Here is a 25,030-nt window from a genome sequence, read left to right on the forward strand (position 1 = left end):
ACAAAAACAGCATATACAACAACCAACAATTTTATAATATACATTTCAACCGCCTTAAACCAACAGATACTGACTTGCGGAACCCCAGACGGAATATTGGAGGAACGTGAATAGAGTTTCTTAATGAAAAACGGCCTCCGGGTGCGTGATGAAATTTGATTTCCGAATCAAATTTCAAGGATAGTTGAGCGGACTAATCATCAGATTAGTGCGCGGTTCTATCCGGTTCACGTACCCGGAGGCCGTTTTTCATTTAGAAACTCTTCACGTCCCGACTATTCCGTCTGGGGTTCTGCAAGTCAGAATCGTCCGCATAAGCCAAAGCAGGTTCCGCAAGTCAGAATCGTCCGCATAAGCCAAAGCAGGTTCCGCAAGTCAGAATCGTCCGCATAAGCCAAAGCAGGTTCCGCAAGTCAGAATCATCCGCATAAGCCAAAGCAGGTCCCACAAGTCAGTATCCCCCGCTTAAGCAATAATACAGAAAAAAAGTCAACACTCCTTCCCCCACACCAGCCGAAACAAACTCCCTTCCCCCACACAACTCTCCAATTCCACCTGCGCCCCCAAATAAGCCGCCCCATGCTTCACAATCGACAACCCAAGCCCAGTGCCCCCAATCTCTTTGGAATGGCTCTTATCCACCCTATAAAACCGTTCAAACACCCTGGCCTGATCCGTGGAAGGGATTCCGATGCCCGTGTCCGCTACAGATACGCTGATTGTATTCTTCCCATTCAGGACAGTGACAGTCACCTTCCCGTCCGGATGATTATATTTAATGGCATTATCGCACAGATTATAGAGAACTTCCTCCAAAATCGGCCTGGTAGTATTGAATACAGCATGTTCCCCCTCTAAGAAGAGCGAAACCTGTTTGCGTTTTGCAGGCTCCCGCAGCCGTTCCAATGTCTCTTTTGCCAGAGTATACAGATCTGTTTCCTCCTTTTGATAAGGAAGACACCCCTCATCAAGCTGTGATATCTTGATCACATCCCCGACTAAGGCAATCAGCCTCTGTGCCTCATCGAAAATCTTTCCGGCGAATTTATTGATGTCCTCCGGTTTCACAAACCCATCCTGTATGATTTCTGCAAATCCAGATATAGAAGTAAGCGGTGTCTTCAACTCATGTGACACATTGGCAGTGAATTCCCTCCGCAGATTTTCCCGCTGAATTTTTTCAGTTATGTCAACCAACAAAAGCACTGCGCCGGTCACTTCTTTATCTCGGAGCACAGGGTTGGCAATGACCTGGCAGAAGTTCTCACCAATCTGCAGATCGGAAGTGGTGTGTTTTCCGGATAGGACTGCATCCACGGTCTGCTGGAAGGATTCACTTCTGTTGAGAGAGAGAACGCTGGCATGTGCCTGTGCCTCTGTGGCATCCAGCAGATGCAGGGCGCTGGAGTTGTAGGAGAGAAGGTCAGTCTGGGCGTCAATGACTAAAAGCCCCTCACTCATATTTTCCGTGATGATGGAAAACTCCTGCTGCTGTCTTCTGGCATCTGAGAGCTGCCTGCGGATAGTGCGCTGTTGTTTGTTGATCTTTGTGAGCAGTGGTGATATCTCGTCGTAGGCCTCTGTGCGCTCCGGCTGATCCAGGTCCAGGCTGTTGATGGGTGAGACAATTTTCTTGGAAATGCGCGCAGCAAAAAGGGCGGAGAGCACTACCATCATGAGCAGCACATACAGCATGGGCTGTACCAGCTCTCCAATCAGGGCAGCTACAGTGTACTGGGTGCTGGATACACGGAGAATCTGGCCGTTTGAGAGCTGCTTGGCATAGTAAATTGTTTTTTCCGAAAGCGTATCGGACTGGCGTGTAGCCTTTCCGACACCCTTTAGTTTTGCTGCGATCACTTCCTGGCGGTTGGAATGGTTCTCCATTTTAGAGGCGTCAGCCTTGTTATCAAAGAGAACACTGCCATCCTCGGCGATGAGAGTGATTCTGGCGGATTCCGCAGGAAGATCATCTAAGGCGGTAATGCCCATGTTTTCCACAGAGATTGCCAGATAAGCAGTTTCAGATTTCAGTTCCTTTTCAATCTGGCTGCCGAAATAGTGATACAGAATGCCCATAATGAAGCCCAGTCCGATGACCAGCACAAGAGCAGATACAAGCATTATGGAGCGGAAGATTCGTTTTGTCATGCGGTTTTTCCTCCAATTTTATAACCCACTCCCCTTACGGTTTTGATACAGTCACCGGCGCTTCCCAGCTTTTGGCGCAGGGTGCGGACGTGGACATCAATGGTTCGGCTCTCCCCGTCAAATTCATATCCCCAGATGCGGTCCAGAAGCTGGGCTCTGGTAAATACGGTCTCCTGTTCCGACAGAAGGAGGCAGAGCAGTTCAAATTCTTTCAGGGTCAGGATGATCTCTGTGCCGTCCACCCGCACGATATGGCGCGAGGGGCAGACGTAGAGGGAGCCGAGGCGGTATTCCGGAATCTTTTCCTGTTCCTGGCTGCGGCGCAGCAGGGCACGGATGCGGGAAATCAGTTCCATCATCCGGAAAGGTTTCGGAATATAGTCGTCGGCTCCGTTGTCGAGTCCCAGTACCGTGTCATATTCACTTCCCTTTGCGGTCAGCATGATAACGGGAAGCTTTTTCGTGTCTCTGGATGTGCGGAGCTTTTTTAATATGCTCAGCCCGTCCTCCTCCGGAAGCATGATATCCAGGAGCACCAGGGAGGGGACAGCCACGGACATGGCATCCCAGAAGTCAGAGGGCCGTGCAAAGCCTTCCGCTTCCAGGCCCTGGCTGTTCAGGGTGTAAGTGACCAGTTCCCGGATATTTTCATCGTCCTCTACAAGATAAATCAATTTATTCACCTCATTCTTTTTCCGTATCCAGATGATGTTCATCGCTTTTATGGATACCTGTTATGGAATATTGTACCCATTCTGCCACATTTACGGCATGATCGCCAATCCGTTCAAAATACTTGGCGGCCATGAGAATATCCAGGGCGGCCCTTGGGTCCACGTTATTTTTCCGAATCAGATCCAGCAGCTCGCCTTTTACCTTGTTGAAGAGGTCATCCACTATATCATCGGAGATGACCACAGATTCCGCCAGCTCCAGATCATTTTTAACAAATGCATCTACGCTTAAGGTTACCATGCGGATGGTAGCTGCCGCCATGTCATGAATCTGTACTTTACTGCTGATGCTGCTGCTGACAATATATGGAGCCAGGTCTGCAATATCTGCTGCCTGGTCACCGATGCGCTCCAGGTCGGAGATCATTTTAAGGGCAGCAGATATGATTCTCAGATCGCGTGCTACGGGCTGCTGCTGTAAAAGAAGGCGCATACAGATATTTTCAATCTCCCGCTCTTTCTCATCAATTTCACCCTCCATGGCAGCTACCTTTTTCACAACATCCCGCTCCGGCTGATCCAGTGCCTGGGCGGCCAGAGTGATGGCCTGTTCACACAGGCTTCCCATTTTGATCAGTTCTACATGAAGCTGTTCTAATTGTTTGTCAAATCTTGTGCGCATATCAACCAAACCTCCCTGTAATATAGTCCTCTGTGCGTTTATCCTTTGGCATTGAGAATATTTGTTCTGTTTCACCGTACTCCACAATCTCGCCCAGCAGGAAAAAGGCAGTTTTATCGGAAATACGGGCTGCCTGCTGCATATTGTGGGTAACCATGACAATGGTGTAATCCTTTTTCAGTTCCACTGCCAGGTCTTCAATCTTGGATGTGGATATAGGGTCAAGGGCGGATGTGGGTTCATCCATAAGGAGGACTTCCGGCTGGACAGCCAGCGCTCTTGCGATGCAGAGCCTCTGCTGCTGGCCACCGGACATGCCCAGAGCGTTCTGCTTCAGGCGGTCTTTTGTCTCATCCCAGATGGCAGCATCCCGCAGGGATCTCTCCACAATGTCATCCAGCTTTGCCTTGGAATGGATACCGTGGGTGCGGGGGCCGAATGCAATGTTATCGTAAATACTCATGGGGAAGGGATTGGGCTTCTGGAACACCATGCCTACCCTTTTCCGCAGCAGGTTTACATCCATTCTGCCGTAAATATCCTCGCCATCCAGTAAAATACTGCCCTCGATACGGCAGCCCTCAACCAGGTCATTCATGCGGTTCAGGGATTTTAAAAGTGTGGATTTACCGCAGCCGGAGGGGCCGATGAAGGCGGTGATCTTATTTTCCGGTATCTTTAAATTTATGTTCTTCAGCGCCTTAAAGTCTGTATAATACAGATCCAGGCTGCTGATGGATATCTTTTCCGTATTGTTCATATTACATTCCTTTCGCCAGTTTTTTTGCCAGAGTGCCGGAAATCCAGTTGATGACCAGCACCAGCAGAAGCAGTACAACAGAGACAGCGTAGGCCTGGTCCATATACAGACCCTCTCTGGAGAGATTGTACATATGGACAGCCAGTGTGGAGCCTGAGGACATTACGCTTGATGGTACCTCAGCCACAGCTCCCGCGGTATAGATCAGAGCGGCTGTCTCGCCTACGATCCTGCCCACAGACAGGATAACACCGGCCAGTATGCCGGGAACGGCGCTGGGCAGTACGATGCGGAAGACGGTGCGCAGTTTTCCGGCGCCCAGGCCAAAGCTTCCCTCACGGAAGGAGTCCGGAACGGATTTCAGGGCCTCCTCTGTGGTCCGCATTATGAGGGGAAGGATCATGATAGACAGTGTCAGGGCACCGGCCAGCAGAGAATATCCCCATTTTAGTGTGGTCACAAAGAAGAGGGCGCCAAACAGTCCGTATACGATAGAAGGAATACCGGACAGGGTCTCTGTGGTAAGGCGGATGATCTCCACGAATTTGTTCCCGCGTTTGGCGTATTCCACCAGATAGATGGCAGAGAAGATACCAAGGGGGACAGCGATCAGCAGAGATAAAAAGGTGATGACCAAGGTATTGATAATGGAGGGCATCATGGACGCATTCTCCGACGTATATGTCCAGGCAAAGAGTTCCGGTTTCAGATTGGGAACCCCGTTTATTAAAATATAGGCAATTAAGAAAAACAGGACGGCAAAGGTAACGGCAGCGCAGAGCATCACCAGCATCATAAGGATAAATGAGCCGGGGGTGCGCTTGTACTCTCTCAGTTTCTGCCGCAGGTTATGATCATTATGCATGGCGGTTCCTCCGATTGAGCAGGGCTACACAGAAGTTGATCAGCAGAATGAAGACAAACAGGACCACACCTGTGGCGATCAGCGCTTCCCTGTGCAGGTCTGCTGCATAGCCCATTTCCAGTACAATATTGGCGGTCATGGTGCGGACACCCCGGAGGATACCCCTGGGCATTCTGGGCTGATTGCCGGCGATCATGACAACCGCCATGGTCTCACCGATGGCACGGCCAATCCCCAATACCACGCCGGCAATGACACCGGATTTGGCAGCAGGGAGCACAATGGCAAAAATACTCCTCTCATGTGTGGCACCAAGGGCCAGCGCCCCTTCGTAGTAGGTGCGCGGAACAGAGCGCAGTGCGGATTCACTGACACCTATGATAGTGGGCAGTATCATGATTCCCAGTAAAATAGAGGCGGTCAGCATACTGCTTCCGTTTCCTTCCCGGAACATGCCGCGGATCAGAGGGACAAGCACCACAAGACCGAAGAAGCCATACACGACAGATGGGATTCCGGCCAGCAGTTCCGTAGCTGATTTTAAAAACGGGTATATTTTTTTCGGGCAGTATTCAGCCATGAAGATGGAGGTCAGGATGCCTATGGGCACGCCTATGACAATAGCTCCGGCTGTCACATAGATACTTCCCATGATCATAGGGAAGATACCGAATATGTTGTTGCCCGGTTTCCAGCGCTCTCCTAATAGGAAACTGAAAAAGCCGATTTCCTTCATGGCAGGAATGCCGTTTACAAAAAGGAAGAGACAGATTAAGGCAACTGCGAATATGGATGCGCAGGCAGCTATAAAAAAGACTGCCTGCATTACTTGTTCCTTACGCTTATTTTGTTTGCAAAACGGGTTGTGTTTTTTCATACTTTCTAACCTCGGATAGGAGTGTGGGATCAAAGGGCTTCATCCCAGGCCAGAGCATCTCCGGTGAAGATGGATTTTACCTGGTCAGAGGTCATTTCATCGGTGGGGTTGCTATTGTTCACAATAACAGCAATACCGTCCAGGGCAATGACTGTAGGGGTCAGGCCAGCGTCCAGTTCAGAATCTTTCAGTTCTCTGGAAGCCATTCCGATATCACACACACCATCAATGGCATTCTGCATGCCGGTGGTGGAATCACTTGTCTGAATCTCAATCTCCACATTGCTGTTCATCTCCGCGTAAGCTTCTTTCAGCTTCTCCATGACGGGAGATACAGAGGAAGAGCCTGCAATGACAACCTTGCCGGATGCGCCGTTTGATGCGTAGGCTTCTGCGCTGTCCAGGGGGATGTAGTTGTTGTCAGCCACTACAGCCTGGCCTTCTTTACTCAGAATGAAGTTGATGAAGTCCTGTCCGGCTTCACTGAGACCTTCTCTTGCCGCAATATTGAAAGGTCTGGAAATTTTGTAGGTGCCTGCTTTAATGTTTTCCGCTGTGGCTTCTGTACCGTCAATTTTTAAAGCTTTCACTGTATTATTTAAAGAGCCGAGGGAAATGTAGCCGATGCTGTACTCATCCTGTGCTACACTGGACATCATGACAGAGGTGCTGTTTGTGATGTTTGCCTCCTCAGTTGTCATATCCATCTTTTCACCGTTTACTTCCTCTTCAATGCCGAACAGTTCAACAAAAGCACCACGTGTACCGGAACCGTCTTCCCTGGATACCACTGTGATGTCATTGGTGCTGTCCCAGTCACCTGATGTATCTTTTGAGCCGCTGTCGGCAGTTCCTTTATCAGATTCTGTACCGGATGCGGCCTCTGTGCTGTTTCCTGCATCTTCATTTCCGCCGCATGCTGCAAGTCCGAATACCATTACACCGGCGAGTATAACTGCTGCTAATCTTTTCATAGTTTTGATCTCCTTTTTCCTCGAATTGTCTAATGATTTGTCCTTGTTACGAATTTCAGTATATAGGGGGAAAGTAAAATACAAAATCTTGATTTTGTTAAATGTAAGTAAAGTTAAATAAGAAATATTTTGAAATGTAAAATGTTAAATGAAGCATAAATGCTATAATTACAGAAAATATGTGCTATAATCTTTTTATGGAGCTGCAAATTATAAAGACTGCTGCAGGAGGTCTATATGGATAAAAGCAGGAAGATTCTCCCGGTGGGAATCAGTGATTTCAGGAAAATTATAGAAGAACAGTATTATTTTGTAGATAAGTCACTGCTCATAAAAGAGATCATAAATTCAGGAGCAGAAGTAACGCTTTTGACAAGACCGAGACGATTCGGAAAAACCCTGAATATGAATATGATAAAATTATTTTTTGAAAAATCTGAGGAAGAGACGGCAAGTCTGTTCCAGGGACTTAAAATATGGCATTGTGAGGATACGGAAAAATACAGGTGTGAGCAGGGAAAATATCCGGTAGTATTTTTAACGCTAAAGGATATAAAATGTGACAGTTGGGGTGAAACTTACGAAAAATTGAAGAATATGATCCAGTTGGAGTATAATCGCCATGCATATTTGCTGCAGAGTGAATGTCTGACGAAGTTTGACCGGCAGTATCTGGGACGAATACTGAATATGGATGCTTCAGATGCCGACTGGCAGGATTCCTTAAATCGACTGACCGGATATTTAAAAGCTCATTATAAAACACCGGCAATTCTTCTTATTGATGAATATGATGTCCCTATACAGCAGGGGCATATGCTGGATTATTACGATAAAGTTATAAATTTTATGAGAAATTGGCTTTCAGGAGGCCTTAAAGATAATCAAAACCTAAAATTCGCTGTGTTAACAGGGATTCTTCATATTGCACAGGAGAGTATTTTCAGTGGTCTGAATAACCTGGATGTGTATACTGTACTGGATAAGACTTACAGGGAATATTTTGGTTTTACACAGGAAGAAGTGGATGAGATTGCTGCGTATTACGACTGCAAAGAGAAAAGCGGGGAGTTACGAACATGGTATAATGGCTATAATTTTGGCGGAATAGATATCTATAACCCATGGTCGGTGGTAAAATATATCCGTGCCGGAAATAAACCGGCGCCTTACTGGCTGTCCACAAGCAGTAATGATTTTGTGCACAGGATCATTGAAAGAAGTTCTCCTGAGACCGAAGATGCCTTAAAAAAGGTTATGGATGGCGGATACCTCATGACTTCACTTAACACACAGGTAGTATATCCGACAGTTTATGATAATCCGGATAATATCTTCAGTTTTCTGGTCATGACAGGATATTTGAAAGTCAATGCATTGGAGGAATTGGAATATGGTGAGGATTATGTTTTGTGTATTCCAAATGAGGAAATAGCTTGTGTTTATAAAGAGGAGATACTGTCAGTATTCGATGTGCAGAATGAGGGGATAATACGATACTCTGCCCAACTGCGGAGAGCACTGTTTACAGGGGACTTGGGACAGCTCGACGAACTGCTCCATAAGATAATAAAATGTTCAGTCATCTTTTATGACATACATGAAAGCTTTTACCATGGATGGATGCTGGCCCTGACAAGTATGTTTTATGATACTCATTATGTGCGTTCCAACAGGGAATCTGGAAAAGGTCGGTACGATATTATGATGGAACCTAAAAGTGCTCGTTTTCCGGGGATTATCCTGGAATTTAAGGTATTGACTGAGAACAGGGCAAAAGAGGTGGAAGAAAAGCTGCATCAGTTAGCAGAGAGTGCCCTTCAGCAGATAAATGAATGTGATTATGAAGCAGAGTTAAGAGACAGAGATTGCAGGAGCATTATAAAATATGGTATTGGATTTTATAAAAAGGAGTTTTCAATCGTAAAAGGATGATTTCTATATGATTAAAATAGGGGCGGCCGGCGTGCATTTTCCGCACTTCCGGCCGCTTTTCTTATTTACCCTTTCTGCTGCATCCTCTTGATCACCTTCAGACGGGTAAATTCTTCTCTCTCTTTTTCCTCCAATGCATTGGAAATAGATTTTGTCAGATCCTCAAATTTGGGGATTGTGATATTTTTCAGCGCGTTGGCGCGCTTCTGTGTTTTCTTAATATTGATAGCCAGCCTGTAGGCGGAATTTTCCACCATGGACAGGCGGATGGTGAGCTGCTTTACCTTCTCAAAGGCCGCTTTCGCTTCATCCAGGGAGGCTTTAGTGCCGTAGTAGGCATATGTGGGCGCCCCCGAGGCCGGATCAGACTGTACCAGGGGGATTTCTGTTCCCATGACACTTCTGGTCTTGATGCGGATGGAATCCTCCACAGGCACGGTGCGGGATATCTCCTGCACATTGCTGATGCCGATTTCCATGTTGGCCTTCTGGAGTGCTGCATAGGCGGTGCGGAAGGTGATATCGATCTGGTCCTGGATATCCTTGGCCTGGTCGATCAAATCCATCAGCTCACGGATGAGAATATTCCTCTTCTTGTCCATCAGGTCAAAGCCCTGCCTGGACAGCGCCAGGGAATTCTTGGCTAATATGAGATTACCTTTGGTTGGAAAGGTATTTGGATCCATAACATCACCCTTTCTGTGTTTTCAATCCATGTTCGGTCGATGCTCTTGTTTTTGGTGATTTCCTTGTTTATGATTCCTCTTCCGAAGGATGATAATACTGATCCAGAATCTTGGTGTCGATACGGTCCAGTTCGTCTCTCGGAATCATGCCCAGCAGTTTCCAGCCCAGGTCAAGGGTTTCCTCAATGCTGCGGTTCTCATCTGGTCTTTGGCCTACAAAATTGTGTTCAAAGGCATCACCGAATTTCAGGTATTTCTTATCCAGAGGTGAAAGCTCATCCTCACCGATAACAGAAGCCAGCGCCCTTGCGTCTCCCACCTTGGCATAGCAGGAGAAGAGCTGATTGGCGACGTCCTGATGGTCGCCTCTTGTGTAGCCTTCACCGATACCGTCCTTCATAAGCCTTGACAGGGAGGGCAGTACATTGATAGGCGGATAGATGGCCTGTCCGTGGAGCTGCCGCTCAAGAACGATCTGTCCTTCTGTGATGTAGCCGGTAAGGTCAGGAATGGGGTGTGTGATATCATCATTGGGCATGGTCAGGATCGGTATCTGTGTAACAGAGCCGGTTCCGCCTCTTACAATGCCGGCGCGTTCATACAGGGTTGCCAGCTCACTGTACAGGTATCCGGGATAACCCTTTCTGGAAGGAATCTCGCCTTTTGAGGAAGAAACTTCACGCATGGCCTCCGCAAAGGAGGTGATATCTGTCAGGATAACAAGAATGTGCATTCCTTTTTCAAATGCCAGATACTCCGCAGCGGTCAGTGCCACTTTCGGGGTGATCAGTCGTTCCACAACCGGGTCATTTGCCAGGTTCAGGTACATGACCACATGGTCTGCAACACCGCTCTCCTCAAAGGTGCGGCGGAAAAATTCAGCAACGTCGTATTTGACACCCATAGCGGCAAATACAATGGCGAATTTTTCATTGCTGTCCCCGCCAAGGGAAGCCTGCTGTACGATCTGAGCTGCAAGCTGGTCGTGAGGAAGGCCGTTTCCTGAGAAAATAGGAAGCTTCTGTCCTCTGATCAGGGTGGTCAGGCCGTCAATGGCCGAGATACCGGTCTGGATATAGTTACGGGGATATTCCCTGGTTACCGGGTTCAGGGGAAGTCCGTTGATGTTGGTGCGGACTTCCGGCATAACAGGACCCAGGCCGTCAATGGGTTTTCCGATGCCGTTGAAGGTTCTTCCCAAGATATCAGCGGAGAGCTCCACCTCCATGGGATGGCCTGTGAGTTTTGTGTGGGTGTTCAGAAGGGACATGTTTTCCGTGCCCTCGAACACCTGGATCACTGCTTTGTCTTCATATATTTCTACAATTCGGCCCAGCTTTTTGGAACCGTCGTCCACCTTGAACTCCACAATTTCATCAAAGGAGGCATCGCGTACGCCTTCCAATACAACCAGAGGTCCATTGATTTCGCTCAAGCCGAGATATTCTATTGCCATAATCGTTCCTCCTTATGCATTCTTTTCCATGACGGTATTGTAGAAGTCGTCAACAGCCTTCATGTAATCGTCAATAAGTTCCAGCTTGTCATTGGGAACATCATATTTGATGGATATGATCTTCTCAAATATATTCTCCCTGCGGAGCACGGACATGGGCATACCCATGGCGATCAGGCTTCGGCAGCGTTTGTATAGGTACAGGATGACTTCCATCATCTTAAACTGCTTATCCAGGGACACGCAGGTGTCGTCAGGATGGAAGGCGTTCTGCTGCAGGAAGCCCAGACGGATGACTCTGGCAATCTCCAGCGTCAGCTTCTGGTCATCCGGGAGCACATCGCTTCCGATCAGCTTTACGATCTCCATCAGGCTGCTCTCCTGGTTCAGGATAGCCATCATGCGGTTTCTGTCATCCACGAATTTGGGTGATACATTCTCACTGTACCAGTGGGACAGATCCCCCAGATACTCGCTGTAGCTGGTGAGCCAGTGGATAGCAGGGAAATGTCTGGCATAGGCCAGGGATTTATCAAGACCCCAGAAACAGCGCACGAAACGTTTGGTGTTCTGGGTGACAGGCTCGGAGAAGTCACCGCCCTGGGGTGATACGGCTCCGATAATGGATACGGAACCCTCCGTGCCGTTTAAGTTCTGCATCATGCCTGCCCTCTCGTAGAATGCGGAGAGGCGGGAGGCCAGATAAGCGGGGAAACCTTCCTCGGCGGGCATTTCCTCCAGACGGCCTGACAGCTCACGAAGGGCTTCAGCCCACCTTGAAGTGGAGTCTGCCATGATGGCCACATCATATCCCATATCCCTGTAGTATTCCGCCAGGGATATGCCTGTGTAGATGGAAGCCTCACGGGCTGCCACGGGCATGTTGGAGGTGTTGGCGATCAGCGTGGTACGTGCCATGAGGGCATTGCCGGTCTTGGGGTCATGGAGCTTTGAGAAGTCTTCCAGAACCTGGGTCATTTCGTTGCCGCGCTCGCCGCAGCCGATGTAGACAATGATGTCCGCATCTGACCACTTGGCGATCTGGTGCTGTGTCATGGTCTTTCCTGTTCCGAAACCTCCGGGAACGGCTGCTGTGCCGCCTTTTGCAATGGGAAACAGGGTATCCAGGATACGCTGTCCTGTCACAAGAGGTATCGTAGCCGGGTAACGCTTGTTTGTGGGGCGCGGAATACGGATCGGCCATTTCTGCGCCAGTTTGAGGGGATACTCACTGCCGTCGGCAAGCTGGACCACTGCCAGCACATCGGTTACGGTGTAAGCGCCGTCTTTTACCACCTTGGATACAATGCCTTCCACCTGAGGCGGAACCATGGATTTATGCACAATGGACGGGGTTTCCTGCAGCTCCGCGATGATGGTGCCGCCGTGGACTTCCATACCGTCCTTGATAGTCATGTGTACGTCCCATTTTTTTTCTGTGTCCAGGGAATCTACCTGCATACCGCGGGAGATATATTTACCGGACTGTTTGGCAATCACGGAGAGTGGACGCTGGATACCGTCGAAAATATTGTCCAGGATTCCGGGGCCGAGCATAACGGAAATAGCGTCACCTGTGGCTGTTACCGTTTCCCCCGGCTTTAAACCGCTGGTTTCCTCGTAAACCTGAACAGTAGTGGTATCCTTTTTCAGAGAAATAACCTCGCCGACCAGGTGTTCCTTTCCCACGTATACCATTTCCGACATCTTGAATCCTGTATTACCTTTCAGATAAATGACGGGACCGTTGATGCCATAGATAATTCCTGTTCTATTCATGTAGCAGTCCTCCGTCAAAATTAAATTCTTCTTTTTCGCTTTCGTATAAGGTTTTAAATGTGTGGTCGATCAAAATATTTTTAGCCGGAATCACAGCGCGGACACCTCCCATGAAGGGAGTCTCCGAGATGTGAAGGGAAGTCCCGCATCTGGCCGCCAGTGTTTCCAGCAGGGAAGAATCCGCAGGGGTCAGATAGATCTGTACCTCATCCTCACCGGCAATGGTAAGGGCCTCCCGGATCTTTTCTTCCAGCCAGACCAGGTATTCGGGGCTGCTCATGAAAGTCTCCAGTTTATTTCTGACCTCCACAAACAGTACCTCACGCAGTTCCTGCTGTTTTTTTGACAGACGTCTTTTGATGTGAAGCTGCTCCGCAGACAATGCCTTGTTGATCTCGCGTTTTGCGTTCTCTGTCTCCAGCTTTAACTGGTTGCCGGCATTTTTCTGTTTATCTTCTTTATGTTCAGCGAGCATCTGGGAGAGAGCAGCGCGGTATTCTTCCAGGGCCTTTTCAGACTCATCCCGTGCGCTTTCCATGGATACTTCGTAGAAATGCTGCAGTTTTTCTTCGGTTGTCATGTCATTCACCTTCTTTATCTATAATTTCAAACCGATTGCCTCATTGACATAAGAGAGAATAAAATCTGGTGCACGGCCGGTACCATGTCGGTCGGGGATTTCTATAATGAGCGGCAGACGATGGTTCAGCCGCATGTCGTCAATGATATCGGGAAACTCTCTGCCGAACTTTTCCGTCAGCAGGATGATGCCGTTTTCCTTGTTGGCAATGGCGTCCTCCAGAGCTCTCCTGAGCTCCTCGCGTTCATGCACCACAACACCCTCCACGCCTGCAAGCCGCATGCCTGTATAGGTGTCAATATTATCGCTGATCAAAAACATTTTCATAATGCATCAGTCTCTTTTCTTTATCAAAATATAAGGCAGCCCTTATCCCAGTTTACCTAAGATCATGAAGGAGATGATCAGTCCGTACAGAGCAATACCTTCTGCCATAGCTACGAAGATCATGGATTTACCGAACAGGGAGCCATCCTCGCTGATAGCACCTAAAGCAGCGCTTGCGGAGGAGGCAACAGCGATACCGGAACCGATGCCGGAAAGTCCTGTAACCAGTGCGGCGCCGATGTAGCCAAGGCCCGTTGCGAGGCCTGCGGATGCTGTGTCAGTGGCAGCGCTTACGGAAGCGGTTCCGCCGATCATGACGATGGAAGCCACTAAAAGGGTTCCGAAGAAGAAGAAACAGTTGACTCCCAGTGATTTTTTGTAGCGTTTTTTATTTTTCTCTCCCAGGAAAAAGTATCCGAAGGGAACAATGATGCTTAAGATCAGTGCGGCTGCTATAGTAAATTGAATTAATGTTGTCATAATAATGAATCCTCCTTAGGTTTTATGCATTTTTGTTTTCTCTTTTTACGCGCTTTAAGAATGGGTGGAATTCCCTGCCGCTGCCTTTGTAGAAGCGACTGAACATCTCATAATATTCCAGACGGAGTACCTGGATACCTACGATCAGGCCCTCCATTGCGCATACGAAAGCATTGCCCAGCACGATGACCAGCCAGTTGATGCTGCCCCCGCTCTCAGCGCCCGCCAGCATGAGCACAACGCCCATCATGGCTGCATGGCTGACAGCAAATGCGCCGATACGGACGAAGGAAAGGGTGTTGGAGAGATAACTCAGCATGACCTCGAACAGTTCAAAGAAGCTCTGAACAAAGAACATGACCTTTCCGCCCTCCACAACGGGCTGTTTTTTCTTGATGATTCGCGTCAGCGGCTCTTTCAGCATGATCAGTATAAGCGGCACGCCGAACATAATGACCAGGATCGCGGTTGCCGGAAGGGAATGACCCGTCAGGTACAGTAGGATCATAACGGTCAGTGCCCCGTAGAATACAAGGCCGCAGACGGCATTCTGGTCAAACAGGATATTTTCCGTATCATGGCACCTCACCGCGTTGATGATGTGGAAGATCATGGTCAGCAGTATGAGGAACATACCAAAGACGATCGCCACGATGAACACGGTGTTCATGTTGCCAAGGCCCGGTACATTGGTCATGGCATCCACAGGCCGCAGCCATATGGGTGACAGCACATCCTCAAATCCGAAGATGCTGCCGAACATGAAGCCAAAGAAAGTGGAGAAGATACCGGCTGTGCCGATGATGGCAGCCAGATCCATTTTCTTAAATTTGTACAGCAGAAAACCGCCGATCGCCAGCAGAAGCCCCTGTCCCACATCACCGAACATGGCGCCGAAGATGAAGGAATATGTGATGGCCACAAACATGGTGGGGTCCATCTCATTGTAGGCGGGAAGGCCGTACATTTTAACATACATCTCAAAGGGTTTGAACACCTTGGGATTTTTCAGTTTGGTAGGCGGCTGTGTGCGAATATTGTTCTGGTCATCCTCGATGATGCAGAACAGCCTGGCATCGTCCTCAATGTCTTTTTGGAAAGCCAGGGCATCCTTCTCAGTCATCCATCCGCAGAGAATGTAGAAGGTCTCCTGATGCTCCTTGACGCAGGCAGCAACCTTTCTCACGTCAAAGTTGGTGGAGAGGGCACTTAAAGCCTCTTTTGCTGAGAGTATGGCAGATGCGTCGTCGCGGAGCATCAGCCGTATCTCTTCCTGGCAGGAAGCCATGTGTTTGTCCAGGGTCTCCAGCTTCATTTTCAGCTCCCTGTGTATGGCCTGAGGCGTGCCGTGGTAGTAATCCTTTTTCAGATAGATTCTTTCAAAATGCATGGAAGAGAAAATCGCGTCCACTTCCTCCATCTTGGTCCAGGGCACGAAATAGACGCCCCATACATATTCATCCTCATGGCATGGATAAAACCAGGTATCCATACCATCATAGACATACTCTTTGAACTTGTTGTAATATTCCTTCGCGATCCGGCCGAATCGGACCTGGACAAAACGGTAGTGCACCAGTTTATCCACATCTTCCGGCAGGTTCAGGAAGGGGGTGATTCGGTTTAAGTCTTCCACAACTGCCGTCCGCTGTGCCTTCAGGTCATCGCATTCTGCATTGATGTCTGAGAGCTTCTGGCTGAGGGAGTCAATAAGACCGGTGGCTTCATCCAGGGAAATATCCCTGACAGGCACATCCTCTGTGTTCTGCAGCAGCCCTGCAAACTCTGTGGCCTTGTTCAGAAGCTCCTTATAGGGGTTGATCTGAATATAGGGGGACAGGTGCTGCACCTGCGTCAGCTGTGCCATGGCATTTTCCAGATGGATTTCATACTTAGCCAGGTATTCGTTGACAACTCTGTCAATGTCAGACTTCGGACCGGTAATGCTCAAGAATTTCATTTTCTCAATCATGTCAATTACCTCCGAGGTTAGTTTTTGTGAATATAATCCAGCGTCTCAGCCGGGGACAGTCCGTAGCGGATACACTCTATGGCAGTGGTGAGCCGGTCTACTTCGTGTTCCTTGTGATAAAAATAGGAATAGATCATAATAACTGAGTGCGGATATTTTCTTGCTTCTGATTCCAGGATATTCCTGAGATTCAGAGTGTAGTATTCTTCCAGGTTCTCCGGCGCAAGTTCCGGATAACGTTTTTTATAAGCAGTAGTATCCAGCACGCGGCGGAATTCTTCATTGTCCGCTGCCTCAACCAGTGCGGTGATCTCTTTGTGGGAGAGCTTATAGTGCACAGGTATGAGCAGTGCGTAGATATCAGCCGGGGCCATATGGTAATACCTGCGGGAACGGTAGATCCACTGCAGGTTGAGCATATCGAATTTATTGCCGTAGGCTTTGATGATCTCTTGCAGATCTCTTTTTTTGAACAGCTTATCTTTCACTGACCAGATATTTGCAAAGTAATACTGGTCCAGCGCCATGCCGTAATCAAAAAGGAGCGGTGTATATTCTTCCCCGATTTTTGACAGAGGAGAGTAATATTCCGTACCTTTCAAACTGTTTACAAATTCTTCAATTGTATTTGCTTGGGTAAGCTTTTCCAAATCCAGTTTGGAATGCCGGTCAAAGAAATCTTTGAACAGCGACAGATCCAGCCCTTCCCGGGTCTTGTCAAACACCCTTCTGAGGCATTCCTTCATAACGGCGATCTCGTACCGCTTAAAGTACAGAGCCATAAAGGTGCGCTGGGAGGGATTGGCGAATTTGTAAATCTTAGCAAAGTTCTGATGGATCGTGTGGGTAAGCAGCTTCTCGATGTCACCCCTGTGGAGGGAGTTTTCATCCAGGTCAGTCCACAGTTCTTTGAATCCGGGCTGCTTTTTTAAGTAGGCAACCACCTGGGGAACAGATTCCAACTGAGAAATTTCCTGATACTGCTTTTCCGTCATGAGCTTGCTCTGCATGGCACGGATCTTGGTTGAAAGACCGCTGTAAGATAACAGGGTTCCCATAACATCACATCCTTAATATTTTGTCATACAGTTTCTGAGCCATCTCTTCGTGATGCGCTTCATAATACTTTTCCATTTTATGCAGGATTTCATCCGTCTCCGCCTTCTGGTTTTCCAGTTCTTTCTCCATGCTGACCTCCAGGTTCCTGCGGATGGACTCCAGTTCTTTGGCAGTCTGCCGGTCTACTTCCTCGTCAAAGGCTTTGATCTGGGCATCATTTTCTTCGGAAAGCCTTTTTTTCTGGACGGCAACGTCCTCCATGATCCGGGAAGCTGCGGCTTCTATTTCTGCCAGTTTGCTGATAACATCTTCCATAGATTTTCCTCCTTGTGTCTTCTTTATATCATACACCTTTTTCAGAAAAAATCCATAGAAATCTTCATAATTTTTAAGCTAATTTATACAAAAGATATAATTATTATGGTGGTTTTTCTCGTGTTTTTTGGCGAATTTTGCGGTAATCTTTGACAAAACAAAAAGTTTTCAGTTATACTGAAGGAAGACGGAAAAAGCCGGCTCTGGGGCCGGCGTGCTTCGTCTGCAAGAAAGACAAGGAGAAAGGCTGGATATAAAATGCGTTTGAGAAACATACCCGGGGCAAAGGATGCCATTGCCGAGAGCGCTTATGTGATACAGAATCCTCAGGAAAATGCAGGAAAGTGGCATGAGATATTTCAAAACGGAAATCCTGTCCATATAGAGGTCGGCATGGGAAAAGGCCGTTTTATCATGGATATGGCGGCGAGAAATCCACACATTAATTATGTAGGGATTGAAATGTACGACAGCGTTCTTCTGCGGGCGCTCCAGAAAATGGAGGAGCGGGAAACAGAGGCAGAGGCGCTGAAAAATCTGTTTTTCATGAGAATGGATGCCAGGGAGCTGCCGCTTGTATTTAATCGGGGAGAAGTGGACAGAATATATTTAAACTTTTCCGATCCGTGGCCCAAGGAGCGCCACGCAAAGAGAAGGCTCACTTCAAGGCAGTTTCTGGAGCGCTATGACGCTGTTTTGGCAGAGGACGGCACAGTGGAGTTCAAGACAGACAACAGAGACCTCTTTGATTTCTCTGTGGAGGAGGTAAAGGAAGCCGGCTGGAAACTATTGGCCTGCACCTATGACCTGCATCACGATGAGGAACTGAGTCGGGGAAATGTCATGACTGAGTACGAGGAGAAATTTTCCTCTATGGGGAATCCCATACACAAGCTGGTCACAGCCAGATAGGGATGCAGAAGCCGGGTTTCGGTCCGGGATTTTCGTCATATGATATAGAGAAGCAGTTTTACCTGAAAGGAAGTATCCTATGGCGAAGAAGAAAAACATGCAGAACTCCCTCTTTGAATGGGCATATACAAACAGGAAAGCGGGCAGCAAAACTGCTGATATTTTAAAATCAGTCGGAGAAGTGGAGAAGCTTTTAAGTTCAGCTGGAAAGAAGAAAAAGTGATCTAATGGGGAAAAACAGTAAAAACTACTATAAGAAAGCGTAAGAGCGCTTAACCGGAAAGGAGAAAATCATGGTTGAAGTGATTACGGAACAGAATTTTGACAAGGTTGTGATGGGGGCGGATCTTCCTGTACTGGTGGATTTTTATGCAACCTGGTGCGGCCCGTGCAAACAGATGGCACCTGTGATCGAGGAGCTGTCAGAGGATCTGGAGGGCAAAGCCCTCTTCGGCAAGGTCAATGTGGATGAAAATATCAATCTCGCGCAGAGATATAAAATCATGCAGGTCCCGACCTTTCTGTTCGTCAAGGACGGTAAGGTGATGAGCCGGGAGACCGGTGGAATCAGCAAGGAAGAACTGGCAGAGGAACTTGGGGTGTGGCTGTAAAGCCGCCCCCGGCCTGCGGCCGGCAGTCGAAAAAAGGCAGAAAATGCGTTAACGAACTGCAGTGTTACATGTATATGATAAAAAACATAAAAAAATGTAAAAAAGATACTTGCATTTTTCCAGTATATCGCTTATAATATGTCTTGCGTTACAAAATAAAGCGTATGCGCCTTTAGCTCAGTTGGTAGAGCAGTAGACTCTTAATCTATTTGTCCAGGGTTCGAGTCCCTGAAGGCGCACTAAAAAGCACTGTTTTTGCAGAGTTGGAGCTGCGGGGACGGTGCTTTTCTTTTCGTGTTCTGCCCAGCGCTGCGTAGAGTCCGGGTTTGGAAACGGATTGTGCAGATGCAGGATCTTTGTTATAATATAGAGCAAAAAGGACTGGGAGGATGATGGGTATGAAGGATGAGACAAAATATAAGATCATGCAGAACCGGGAACTGCTGAAAGCCTACAATGTTTCCGATGTCAATGCTGAGGCCACAGACCAGGAACAGAAGCTTGCGGCAGCGCCTTATGTGAAGGATAAAAGGGGCGGGGAGACCATAACTCTCACAACGGATTTTGACGGCATTGCAGGCAGTATGGACCTGTACGGGCTTCTTAAGAACAGGGTGAGCCGGAGAAAATACAGCAATGAGGCGCTCACGTTAAGAGAACTGTCTTTTCTTTTATGGGCAACCCAGGGGATCCGGAAAGTGGTGGGGAAGAATAACTTTGCCACATTCCGTAATGTTCCGTCAGCCGGTTCCCGCCATGCCTTTGAGACCTACCTGTTTGTCAGTCATGTGGACGGGCTTGACAAGGGGATTTACCATTATCTTCCCATGGAACATGCGCTGGAAGTGTGGGATGGGAGGCAGGATTTTGAGGAAGAACTGACCCATGCGCTCTGCGGGCAGCGATTTGCGGCGTCTGCGCCTGTGACTTTTGTATGGAGCGCGGTTCCATACCGGATGGAGTGGCGGTATGGGCTGAAGGCTCATAAGTATATCCTTCTGGACGCAGGGCATGTGTGTGAGAATCTGTACCTGGCATGTGAGGCTGTCGGCTGCGGAACCTGTGCTATCGGCGCCTATGACCAGGATGCCCTTGACGAGCTTCTGGGCTTTGCCCCGGGGCCCTCCGCCGAGACTGATTATGAATGTGCCGTGTATGCGGCAGGTGTGGGTAAGGCTGTGACGGAGGAGTAGGCAAAGGGGGAGTTTTATGTCGGAATCGTATATTACCAAAAATGCCCTGGCTGCGTCCATGAAAAAGCTTATGGAGGAACGGGATTTCTCCAAAGTGACTGTGGCTGATATCTGTGAAGGCTGCGGGATGAACCGGAAGAGCTTTTATTACCATTTTAAAGACAAATATGAGCTGGTGAACTGGATCTTTTATGAGGAGTTCCTGAAAAACATGGATGTGAGCCGCTATAAGACATCGCGCGATATTCTGGAAGATCTGTGCAAATATTTTTACAGGGAGAGAACCTTTTATGAAAATGCGCTGATGGTGGAGGGGCAGAATTCTTTCAGGGAATACCTGTTTGAGAGCATGCTCCCGGTGATCAAAACCCAGACAAAAGATCTGTTCCGGGACAGAGAATACAATCTGTTTTTTGTGTATTTCTTTTACGAGGCGTTTTTGGCTGCTATTATAAGCTGGCTGCGTGACGGTGAGAAGATACCGCCGGATGAGTTTCTGAGACAGCTTCATGCCATCCTCATAACGCTGGCAGAAAATTTCATAGAGGAGAGCAGAGAGTGAGAGCGGGCCTGATAAGGCCTGCTTTTTTTAGACATTTTTCGCGGGGTGTCCCAAAATGTGACAGTGTGAAAATTGTGACCAATGACGGATAATTACCGGGGCCATATAATCATATTCATACAAGGAGGGATTATGTATGAGTAAAATAACACACGCAGCTACAAGAGCGGCTTTCGGAACTGCCATTGACGGAGTTCTGAAGTATGTCAGCAGGGACAGGAAAGAGCATATGATGAAGCTGGTGGACCTGTCTGAGAAATTTTTGGGAGACACCTTCCGCCAGCAGACTTATGATGGTGCCAGAAACCTGATTCTGGAGGATGGGAAGTGGATGCAGTTTATTGACAGGGCACTGAGCGAGCTGGACCCTCATGTGCTGAAGACGACTGCGCTGAATCTGGGATTTGAGGCGGGATTTGCAGGGTTTAAGAAGACCAGGGAGCTTTCAGAGAAGCTGGATACCAACATACCCTGGATCATTCTCATGGACCCCACAAGCGCCTGCAATCTCCACTGTACGGGGTGCTGGGCCGCAGAGTACGGCAATAAACTGAATCTGACATTTGAGGATATGGACAGCATTATCACCCAGGGAAAAGAACTGGGGATCTATTTCTATATGATGACAGGCGGGGAACCGCTGGTGCGCAGAAAGGATATTATCCGTCTGTGCGAAAAGCACAGTGACTGTGCATTCCACGCTTTTACAAACGCCACGCTGATAGACGAGGAATTGTGCAGGGAAATGCAGAGGGTAGGGAACCTGTCTCTGTCTATCAGCCTGGAGGGATTTGAGGAGGTCAACGACGGAAGAAGAGGACAGGGTATCTACAAAAAAGTGCTGGATGCCATGGATCTGCTGAAAGCCCACGGGCTTATCTTCGGAACCTCTATCTGTTATACCAGGAACAATGTGGACGTGGTAAGCTCAGATGAGTTTTTGGATCTGATCATTGAAAAGGGCTGCCGTTTCACCTGGTATTTCCACTATATGCCGGTTGGAAATGACGCAGCCACAGAACTGCTCCCCACTCGGGAACAGAGGGAATATATGTACCACAGGGTACGCGAGATCCGAGCAAAAGAGGGAGGGAAACCTATTTTTGCCATGGACTTCCAGAATGACGGCGGGTATGTGGGAGGCTGCATCGCAGGGGGAAGGTTCTACTGCCACATCAATCCCAACGGAGATATGGAACCCTGTGTGTTTATCCATTATTCGGATGCCAATATACACAATAACACCCTGCTTGAATGTTTTCAGCAGCCCATTTTCCAGGCTTACCGCCGGGGCCAGCCTTTCAATGAAAATCACCTGCGCCCCTGCCCCATGCTGGAAAATCCGGAATGCTTAAAAGCCATGGTTGAAGAAACAGGCGCCAGATCCACAGACCTGCAGTCCCCGGAGAGCGCGGAGCATCTGTGCGAAAAATGTATGCCTTATGCAAAGGATTGGAAGGATAAGGCAGACGAACTGTGGGAGAACAGGAAAAGCAGAGGTTAATCAGGCGAAATTGCAAGTGGTGAGGCAAATGGCAAAAAGAAAATATATAAAATATGGCATAGTGGTTTTGATAACAGCTCTGCTGGTGTTTTATTTTCGTGATTCCTGGGGAGAAACTGCCCGGGAGATCATGCATACTCCCTTAAAAAATGTTCTGGCCGTCACGGGTCTCTCCACTTGCTTTTTCTTAATAGATGGGAGAATCATACAAATGCTGGCAGGGCGCACAAAACAGGAATTCTCTGTGCGGCATGGAATCGGCTGTGCCTTCTACTGCGCACTTTTCAGGATGGTTACGTTCGGAAGCGGTACAGCCGTGGCCGAGGTGTTTTATCTGAACAAGAAAAAAGTATTGCCCGCAAAGGCCAGTTCCGCTGCGGTCGTGCAGTACACGGCCCAGAGAATCGCAGTCGGAGTCTACGGTACTGCGGGCTTTCTTTTCCTCTCCCTGAAGAACAGACAGCTCCTGGGAAAATACCATACATATCTTCCTGCCGGAATCGGAATCTGCATTCTGATCGCAGCCGTGCTGCTGACCATCAGTGTATCGAAAACCGCAGCAGGATGTATCTTTCAAGCAGCGGATAGAGCAGCCGCAAAACACCCCAAATGGAAGGAAAAGCTTGAAAAAGCCAGAGAGCAGACGGAAATTCTCCAACAGGAAACAAGAGATCTGTTTCTCTATGACAGAAAAAGGCTGGCTGAAATTTTTCTATGCAGTCTTGCGAAAATGACATGCTGGTATCTGATTCCCTGTGTCATGCTCTGCGGACAGAACGGAAATTCCTTTGACACAGTGCTGCCTCTGACTGCAGTTTCTTACATGCTGTCAGGCGTGATTCCCGTGCCTGGAGGCTTTGGGTCTGTGGAAGGCATATTTTATCTTTTTTTTTCACCGCTGACCGGACAGGGAGCGGTATTGTCCGCCATTCTCATATTCCGCTTCGCGGTGACATTTTTTCCGGCCCTTATAGGTGCCTTCGTCTTTTTTACCGAGTAATGCTTGTGTGCCGCGGTTTCCCGGGATATAATAAAACTTACAGACCGGGTGTATATCAAACCGGTAATTTTATGATTCGGGAGGAAAAAGAGAGATGAGAGTGCTATTTATCGGAGGCACCGGAACCATCAGCATGGCGATCACCAGAAGGCTGCTGACAGAGGGACACAAAGTGTACCTGCTGAACCGGGGAACACGAAACGGGGAGCTGCCTCCGGGAGCCATCGGGCTTACGGGAGATATTGAGGATGAGGAGCAGATAGGCAGGCTTACAGAGGGCATGAAATTTGACGTGGTGGCAGACTTCATTGCATTTGTGCCGGAGCACGTAGAGCGTGATTACAGGATGTTTAAGGGAAGGACCGGACAGTATATATTCATAAGCTCCGCGTCCGCATACCAGAAGCCCCCTTCTGACTACAGAATGACAGAGGGAACCCCGCTTGCCAACCCAAAATGGCAGTATTCCAGGGACAAGATCGCCTGCGAGGCGTTTCTTATGGAGAAATACAGGGAAGAAGGATTTCCCGTGACCATAGTACGTCCAAGCCATACTTATGACGAGCGCAGCATCCCTATGGGACTTCACGGCGACAACGGAAGCTACCAGGTAGTCAAACGGATCAAAGAGGGAAAACCGGTGCTGATACCGGGAGACGGAACATCACTTTGGACGGTTACCCACAACTCCGATTTTGCAAAAGGCTTTGTGGGCCTTATGGGAAACATCCATGCCATTGGCGAGGCAGTTCAGATCACCTCAGATGAAACTCTGACCTGGAACCAGATCTATCAGACAGTTGCGGACGCGCTGGGCGTACCGCTTCATCCGGTGCGCGTCTCCAGTGATTTCCTGGATGCCTGTAGCGATTACGACTTCAACGGCAGCATGATGGGGGATAAATCCAATTCCGTGGTATTTCTAAATGACAAACTGAAACGCCTGGTACCCGGCTTCACAGCCGTAAAACGCTTCGACCAGGGTGTCCGGGAAAGCCTTGCCTACATTGCATCCCATCCGGAATGCCAGAAAGAGGACCCGGAATTTGACGCCTTTTGTGACCGGGTAGTGGAAGCCCTGGAACGTGCAAAAGACTACGTGAGAAAAGGGATCTCATAAAACAAGGGACAGACATACCGGATAATTGTAAAATCACCGGTACGTCTGTCCCATTTTCTTCCTGATCCATAACCATTCGGCCGCCTGAACAGCTGCCTTAATTCATCATACTTCCCAACACCTGGTTCACCAGCTTGCCGTCTGCGATTCCCTTTACTTTCGGCATCAGGACCTTCATGATCTTTCCTTTATCCTTACCGGTAGGAGCCTCAATCTCCAGCTCTTTCAACACACCGGCGATCACTTCCCTGATCTCCTCCTCATTCAGCATTTTCGGAGCAAATTCTTCATAGACAGCAATACGCTTTGTACACTCATCAATAATTTCACTTCTATCTGCAGGAGTCATTTCCAGAGTTTCTTTTGTCTGTTTGATCTCTTTTAACACCACTTCATTCTCTTCCGCCTCAGTCAGGTCTTCTCTCTTATCAATGGCTTTATTTTTCAGAGCTGACAGCAGCATGGACAAAGAATCCTTACGTTCTTTCTCACCGGCTTTCATAGCAGCGACCATGGCTTTTCTTACTTCATCAATTTTACTCATTGTCGGAATCTC

General features: G+C 48.3%; 26 protein-coding genes and 1 tRNA gene. 10 read left to right on the forward strand and 17 right to left on the reverse strand.

Features of this window, described 5'->3' with window-relative positions; translation table 11 throughout:
- Window positions 1-489: 489 nt before the first annotated feature.
- The 7 genes from LC508_RS21650 to LC508_RS21680 are packed head-to-tail and all read right to left on the reverse strand — an operon-like array spanning window position 490 to window position 6,983.
- Window positions 490-2,151, reverse strand: a complete 1,662-nt coding sequence (locus LC508_RS21650; protein ID WP_033142679.1) for a sensor histidine kinase — start codon at window positions 2,149-2,151, stop codon at window positions 490-492.
- Entirely contained in the window at window positions 2,148-2,825 is a 678-nt protein-coding gene (locus LC508_RS21655) for a response regulator transcription factor (protein WP_033142724.1), read from the reverse strand. Before LC508_RS21655 ends, LC508_RS21650 begins: the two co-directional genes overlap by 4 nt.
- Before the next feature lie 10 nt (window positions 2,826-2,835).
- Window positions 2,836-3,507, reverse strand: a complete 672-nt coding sequence (gene phoU, locus LC508_RS21660; protein ID WP_033142680.1) for a phosphate signaling complex protein PhoU — start codon at window positions 3,505-3,507, stop codon at window positions 2,836-2,838.
- A gap of 1 nt (window position 3,508) precedes the next feature.
- Complete coding sequence (pstB, locus tag LC508_RS21665) at window positions 3,509-4,267, reverse strand: phosphate ABC transporter ATP-binding protein PstB (RefSeq protein ID WP_033142681.1); 759 nt, start codon at window positions 4,265-4,267, stop codon at window positions 3,509-3,511.
- Window position 4,268: 1 nt separating this feature from the next.
- Window positions 4,269-5,132 (reverse strand): phosphate ABC transporter permease PstA, encoded by an 864-nt coding sequence (gene pstA, locus LC508_RS21670; RefSeq protein WP_103732672.1) that lies wholly within the window; start codon window positions 5,130-5,132, stop codon window positions 4,269-4,271.
- Window positions 5,125-6,009 (reverse strand): phosphate ABC transporter permease subunit PstC, encoded by an 885-nt coding sequence (pstC, locus tag LC508_RS21675; RefSeq protein ID WP_103732671.1) that lies wholly within the window; start codon window positions 6,007-6,009, stop codon window positions 5,125-5,127. Before pstC ends, pstA begins: the two co-directional genes overlap by 8 nt.
- Before the next feature lie 29 nt (window positions 6,010-6,038).
- The gene (locus LC508_RS21680; RefSeq protein ID WP_103732670.1) at window positions 6,039-6,983 is read right to left on the reverse strand and encodes a substrate-binding domain-containing protein; all 945 of its coding nucleotides are present in this window, start codon (window positions 6,981-6,983) and stop codon (window positions 6,039-6,041) included.
- Between the two features lie 237 nt (window positions 6,984-7,220).
- Between LC508_RS21680 and LC508_RS21685 the strand changes: the two genes are divergently transcribed.
- Window positions 7,221-8,918, forward strand: a complete 1,698-nt coding sequence (locus LC508_RS21685) for an AAA family ATPase (protein WP_118593848.1) — start codon at window positions 7,221-7,223, stop codon at window positions 8,916-8,918.
- Window positions 8,919-8,983: 65 nt separating this feature from the next.
- Here the strand turns inward: LC508_RS21685 and LC508_RS21690 are convergent, their stop codons facing one another.
- From LC508_RS21690 to LC508_RS21730, 9 genes are all read right to left on the reverse strand, one after another.
- Complete coding sequence (locus tag LC508_RS21690; protein WP_033142686.1) at window positions 8,984-9,604, reverse strand: V-type ATP synthase subunit D; 621 nt, start codon at window positions 9,602-9,604, stop codon at window positions 8,984-8,986.
- Window positions 9,605-9,671: 67 nt separating this feature from the next.
- Entirely contained in the window at window positions 9,672-11,060 is a 1,389-nt protein-coding gene (locus LC508_RS21695; protein ID WP_103731600.1) for a V-type ATP synthase subunit B, read from the reverse strand.
- Between the two features lie 12 nt (window positions 11,061-11,072).
- Complete coding sequence (locus tag LC508_RS21700) at window positions 11,073-12,839, reverse strand: V-type ATP synthase subunit A (protein ID WP_033142688.1); 1,767 nt, start codon at window positions 12,837-12,839, stop codon at window positions 11,073-11,075.
- Window positions 12,832-13,419 carry a V-type ATP synthase subunit E gene (locus tag LC508_RS21705; RefSeq protein ID WP_103731599.1) on the reverse strand — a complete coding sequence of 196 codons (588 nt, stop codon included), beginning with the start codon at window positions 13,417-13,419 and terminating at the stop codon, window positions 12,832-12,834. The genes LC508_RS21700 and LC508_RS21705 overlap by 8 nt, the downstream gene beginning before the upstream one ends.
- Before the next feature lie 18 nt (window positions 13,420-13,437).
- Window positions 13,438-13,746 (reverse strand): V-type ATP synthase subunit F, encoded by a 309-nt coding sequence (locus LC508_RS21710; RefSeq protein WP_033142690.1) that lies wholly within the window; start codon window positions 13,744-13,746, stop codon window positions 13,438-13,440.
- 42 nt (window positions 13,747-13,788) lie between these two features.
- Window positions 13,789-14,226 (reverse strand): ATP synthase subunit C, encoded by a 438-nt coding sequence (locus LC508_RS21715; protein WP_033142691.1) that lies wholly within the window; start codon window positions 14,224-14,226, stop codon window positions 13,789-13,791.
- Window positions 14,227-14,248: 22 nt separating this feature from the next.
- Complete coding sequence (locus LC508_RS21720; RefSeq protein ID WP_103731598.1) at window positions 14,249-16,198, reverse strand: V-type ATP synthase subunit I; 1,950 nt, start codon at window positions 16,196-16,198, stop codon at window positions 14,249-14,251.
- Between the two features lie 17 nt (window positions 16,199-16,215).
- Window positions 16,216-17,256, reverse strand: a complete 1,041-nt coding sequence (locus tag LC508_RS21725; protein WP_033142693.1) for a V0D/AC39 family V-type ATPase subunit — start codon at window positions 17,254-17,256, stop codon at window positions 16,216-16,218.
- Window positions 17,257-17,260: 4 nt separating this feature from the next.
- Window positions 17,261-17,572, reverse strand: a complete 312-nt coding sequence (locus LC508_RS21730; protein WP_033142694.1) for a hypothetical protein — start codon at window positions 17,570-17,572, stop codon at window positions 17,261-17,263.
- Between the two features lie 258 nt (window positions 17,573-17,830).
- On the opposite strand from LC508_RS21730, the gene trmB reads away from it, so the two are divergent.
- The 9 genes from trmB (at window position 17,831) to LC508_RS21775 (ending at window position 24,474) form a co-directional block, all read left to right on the forward strand.
- A complete protein-coding gene (trmB, locus tag LC508_RS21735) occupies window positions 17,831-18,484 on the forward strand; it encodes a tRNA (guanosine(46)-N7)-methyltransferase TrmB (protein ID WP_033142695.1) in 654 nt (217 codons plus the stop codon).
- A gap of 79 nt (window positions 18,485-18,563) precedes the next feature.
- Entirely contained in the window at window positions 18,564-18,707 is a 144-nt protein-coding gene (locus tag LC508_RS21740; protein ID WP_156120879.1) for a hypothetical protein, read from the forward strand.
- A gap of 70 nt (window positions 18,708-18,777) precedes the next feature.
- Window positions 18,778-19,095: a thioredoxin gene (trxA, locus tag LC508_RS21745; RefSeq protein WP_018595538.1), complete on the forward strand. Its 318-nt coding sequence runs from the start codon at window positions 18,778-18,780 to the stop codon at window positions 19,093-19,095.
- Between the two features lie 166 nt (window positions 19,096-19,261).
- Window positions 19,262-19,334: transfer RNA gene (locus LC508_RS21750), tRNA-Lys, on the forward strand.
- A gap of 159 nt (window positions 19,335-19,493) precedes the next feature.
- Window positions 19,494-20,288, forward strand: coding sequence for a SagB/ThcOx family dehydrogenase (locus LC508_RS21755; RefSeq protein ID WP_199687233.1), 795 nt, complete (start codon window positions 19,494-19,496; stop codon window positions 20,286-20,288).
- Window positions 20,289-20,304: 16 nt separating this feature from the next.
- Window positions 20,305-20,850 (forward strand): TetR/AcrR family transcriptional regulator C-terminal domain-containing protein, encoded by a 546-nt coding sequence (locus LC508_RS21760; protein ID WP_033142696.1) that lies wholly within the window; start codon window positions 20,305-20,307, stop codon window positions 20,848-20,850.
- A 136-nt stretch (window positions 20,851-20,986) separates the two neighbouring features.
- The gene (locus tag LC508_RS21765; protein WP_103731597.1) at window positions 20,987-22,354 is read left to right on the forward strand and encodes a radical SAM protein; all 1,368 of its coding nucleotides are present in this window, start codon (window positions 20,987-20,989) and stop codon (window positions 22,352-22,354) included.
- A 28-nt stretch (window positions 22,355-22,382) separates the two neighbouring features.
- Entirely contained in the window at window positions 22,383-23,354 is a 972-nt protein-coding gene (locus tag LC508_RS21770) for a lysylphosphatidylglycerol synthase transmembrane domain-containing protein (RefSeq protein WP_158587248.1), read from the forward strand.
- A gap of 94 nt (window positions 23,355-23,448) precedes the next feature.
- Window positions 23,449-24,474 carry an SDR family oxidoreductase gene (locus LC508_RS21775; RefSeq protein WP_103731595.1) on the forward strand — a complete coding sequence of 342 codons (1,026 nt, stop codon included), beginning with the start codon at window positions 23,449-23,451 and terminating at the stop codon, window positions 24,472-24,474.
- A gap of 97 nt (window positions 24,475-24,571) precedes the next feature.
- On the opposite strand, the gene LC508_RS21780 is transcribed toward LC508_RS21775, so the two are convergent.
- Complete coding sequence (locus LC508_RS21780) at window positions 24,572-25,018, reverse strand: GatB/YqeY domain-containing protein (protein WP_033142700.1); 447 nt, start codon at window positions 25,016-25,018, stop codon at window positions 24,572-24,574.
- Between the last annotated feature and the right edge of the window lie 12 nt (window positions 25,019-25,030).

The organism is Blautia parvula (assembly GCF_020215665.1).
Lineage (GTDB): Bacteria > Bacillota > Clostridia > Lachnospirales > Lachnospiraceae > Blautia > Blautia celeris.

Bases quoted from the DNA above. Each gene is read 5' to 3' on its own strand.
- trmB (WP_033142695.1), top strand. From the start codon at position 17,831: ATGCGTTTGAGAAACATACCCGGGGCAAAGGATGCCATTGCCGAGAGC.
- LC508_RS21695 (WP_103731600.1), bottom strand. From the start codon at position 11,060: ATGGCAATAGAATATCTCGGCTTGAGCGAAATCAATGGACCTCTGGTT.
- LC508_RS21775 (WP_103731595.1), top strand. From the start codon at position 23,449: ATGAGAGTGCTATTTATCGGAGGCACCGGAACCATCAGCATGGCGATC.
- LC508_RS21755 (WP_199687233.1), top strand. From the start codon at position 19,494: ATGAAGGATGAGACAAAATATAAGATCATGCAGAACCGGGAACTGCTG.
- LC508_RS21700 (WP_033142688.1), bottom strand. From the start codon at position 12,839: ATGAATAGAACAGGAATTATCTATGGCATCAACGGTCCCGTCATTTAT.
- LC508_RS21690 (WP_033142686.1), bottom strand. From the start codon at position 9,604: ATGGATCCAAATACCTTTCCAACCAAAGGTAATCTCATATTAGCCAAG.
- trxA (WP_018595538.1), top strand. From the start codon at position 18,778: ATGGTTGAAGTGATTACGGAACAGAATTTTGACAAGGTTGTGATGGGG.
- phoU (WP_033142680.1), bottom strand. From the start codon at position 3,507: ATGCGCACAAGATTTGACAAACAATTAGAACAGCTTCATGTAGAACTG.
- LC508_RS21720 (WP_103731598.1), bottom strand. From the start codon at position 16,198: ATGATTGAGAAAATGAAATTCTTGAGCATTACCGGTCCGAAGTCTGAC.
- LC508_RS21780 (WP_033142700.1), bottom strand. From the start codon at position 25,018: ATGAGTAAAATTGATGAAGTAAGAAAAGCCATGGTCGCTGCTATGAAA.
- pstA (WP_103732672.1), bottom strand. From the start codon at position 5,132: ATGCATAATGATCATAACCTGCGGCAGAAACTGAGAGAGTACAAGCGC.
- pstB (WP_033142681.1), bottom strand. From the start codon at position 4,267: ATGAACAATACGGAAAAGATATCCATCAGCAGCCTGGATCTGTATTAT.
- LC508_RS21680 (WP_103732670.1), bottom strand. From the start codon at position 6,983: ATGAAAAGATTAGCAGCAGTTATACTCGCCGGTGTAATGGTATTCGGA.
- LC508_RS21685 (WP_118593848.1), top strand. From the start codon at position 7,221: ATGGATAAAAGCAGGAAGATTCTCCCGGTGGGAATCAGTGATTTCAGG.
- LC508_RS21715 (WP_033142691.1), bottom strand. From the start codon at position 14,226: ATGACAACATTAATTCAATTTACTATAGCAGCCGCACTGATCTTAAGC.
- LC508_RS21730 (WP_033142694.1), bottom strand. From the start codon at position 17,572: ATGGAAGATGTTATCAGCAAACTGGCAGAAATAGAAGCCGCAGCTTCC.
- LC508_RS21770 (WP_158587248.1), top strand. From the start codon at position 22,383: ATGGCAAAAAGAAAATATATAAAATATGGCATAGTGGTTTTGATAACA.
- pstC (WP_103732671.1), bottom strand. From the start codon at position 6,009: ATGAAAAAACACAACCCGTTTTGCAAACAAAATAAGCGTAAGGAACAA.
- LC508_RS21740 (WP_156120879.1), top strand. From the start codon at position 18,564: ATGGCGAAGAAGAAAAACATGCAGAACTCCCTCTTTGAATGGGCATAT.
- LC508_RS21765 (WP_103731597.1), top strand. From the start codon at position 20,987: ATGAGTAAAATAACACACGCAGCTACAAGAGCGGCTTTCGGAACTGCC.
- LC508_RS21650 (WP_033142679.1), bottom strand. From the start codon at position 2,151: ATGACAAAACGAATCTTCCGCTCCATAATGCTTGTATCTGCTCTTGTG.
- LC508_RS21705 (WP_103731599.1), bottom strand. From the start codon at position 13,419: ATGACAACCGAAGAAAAACTGCAGCATTTCTACGAAGTATCCATGGAA.
- LC508_RS21760 (WP_033142696.1), top strand. From the start codon at position 20,305: ATGTCGGAATCGTATATTACCAAAAATGCCCTGGCTGCGTCCATGAAA.
- LC508_RS21725 (WP_033142693.1), bottom strand. From the start codon at position 17,256: ATGGGAACCCTGTTATCTTACAGCGGTCTTTCAACCAAGATCCGTGCC.
- LC508_RS21710 (WP_033142690.1), bottom strand. From the start codon at position 13,746: ATGAAAATGTTTTTGATCAGCGATAATATTGACACCTATACAGGCATG.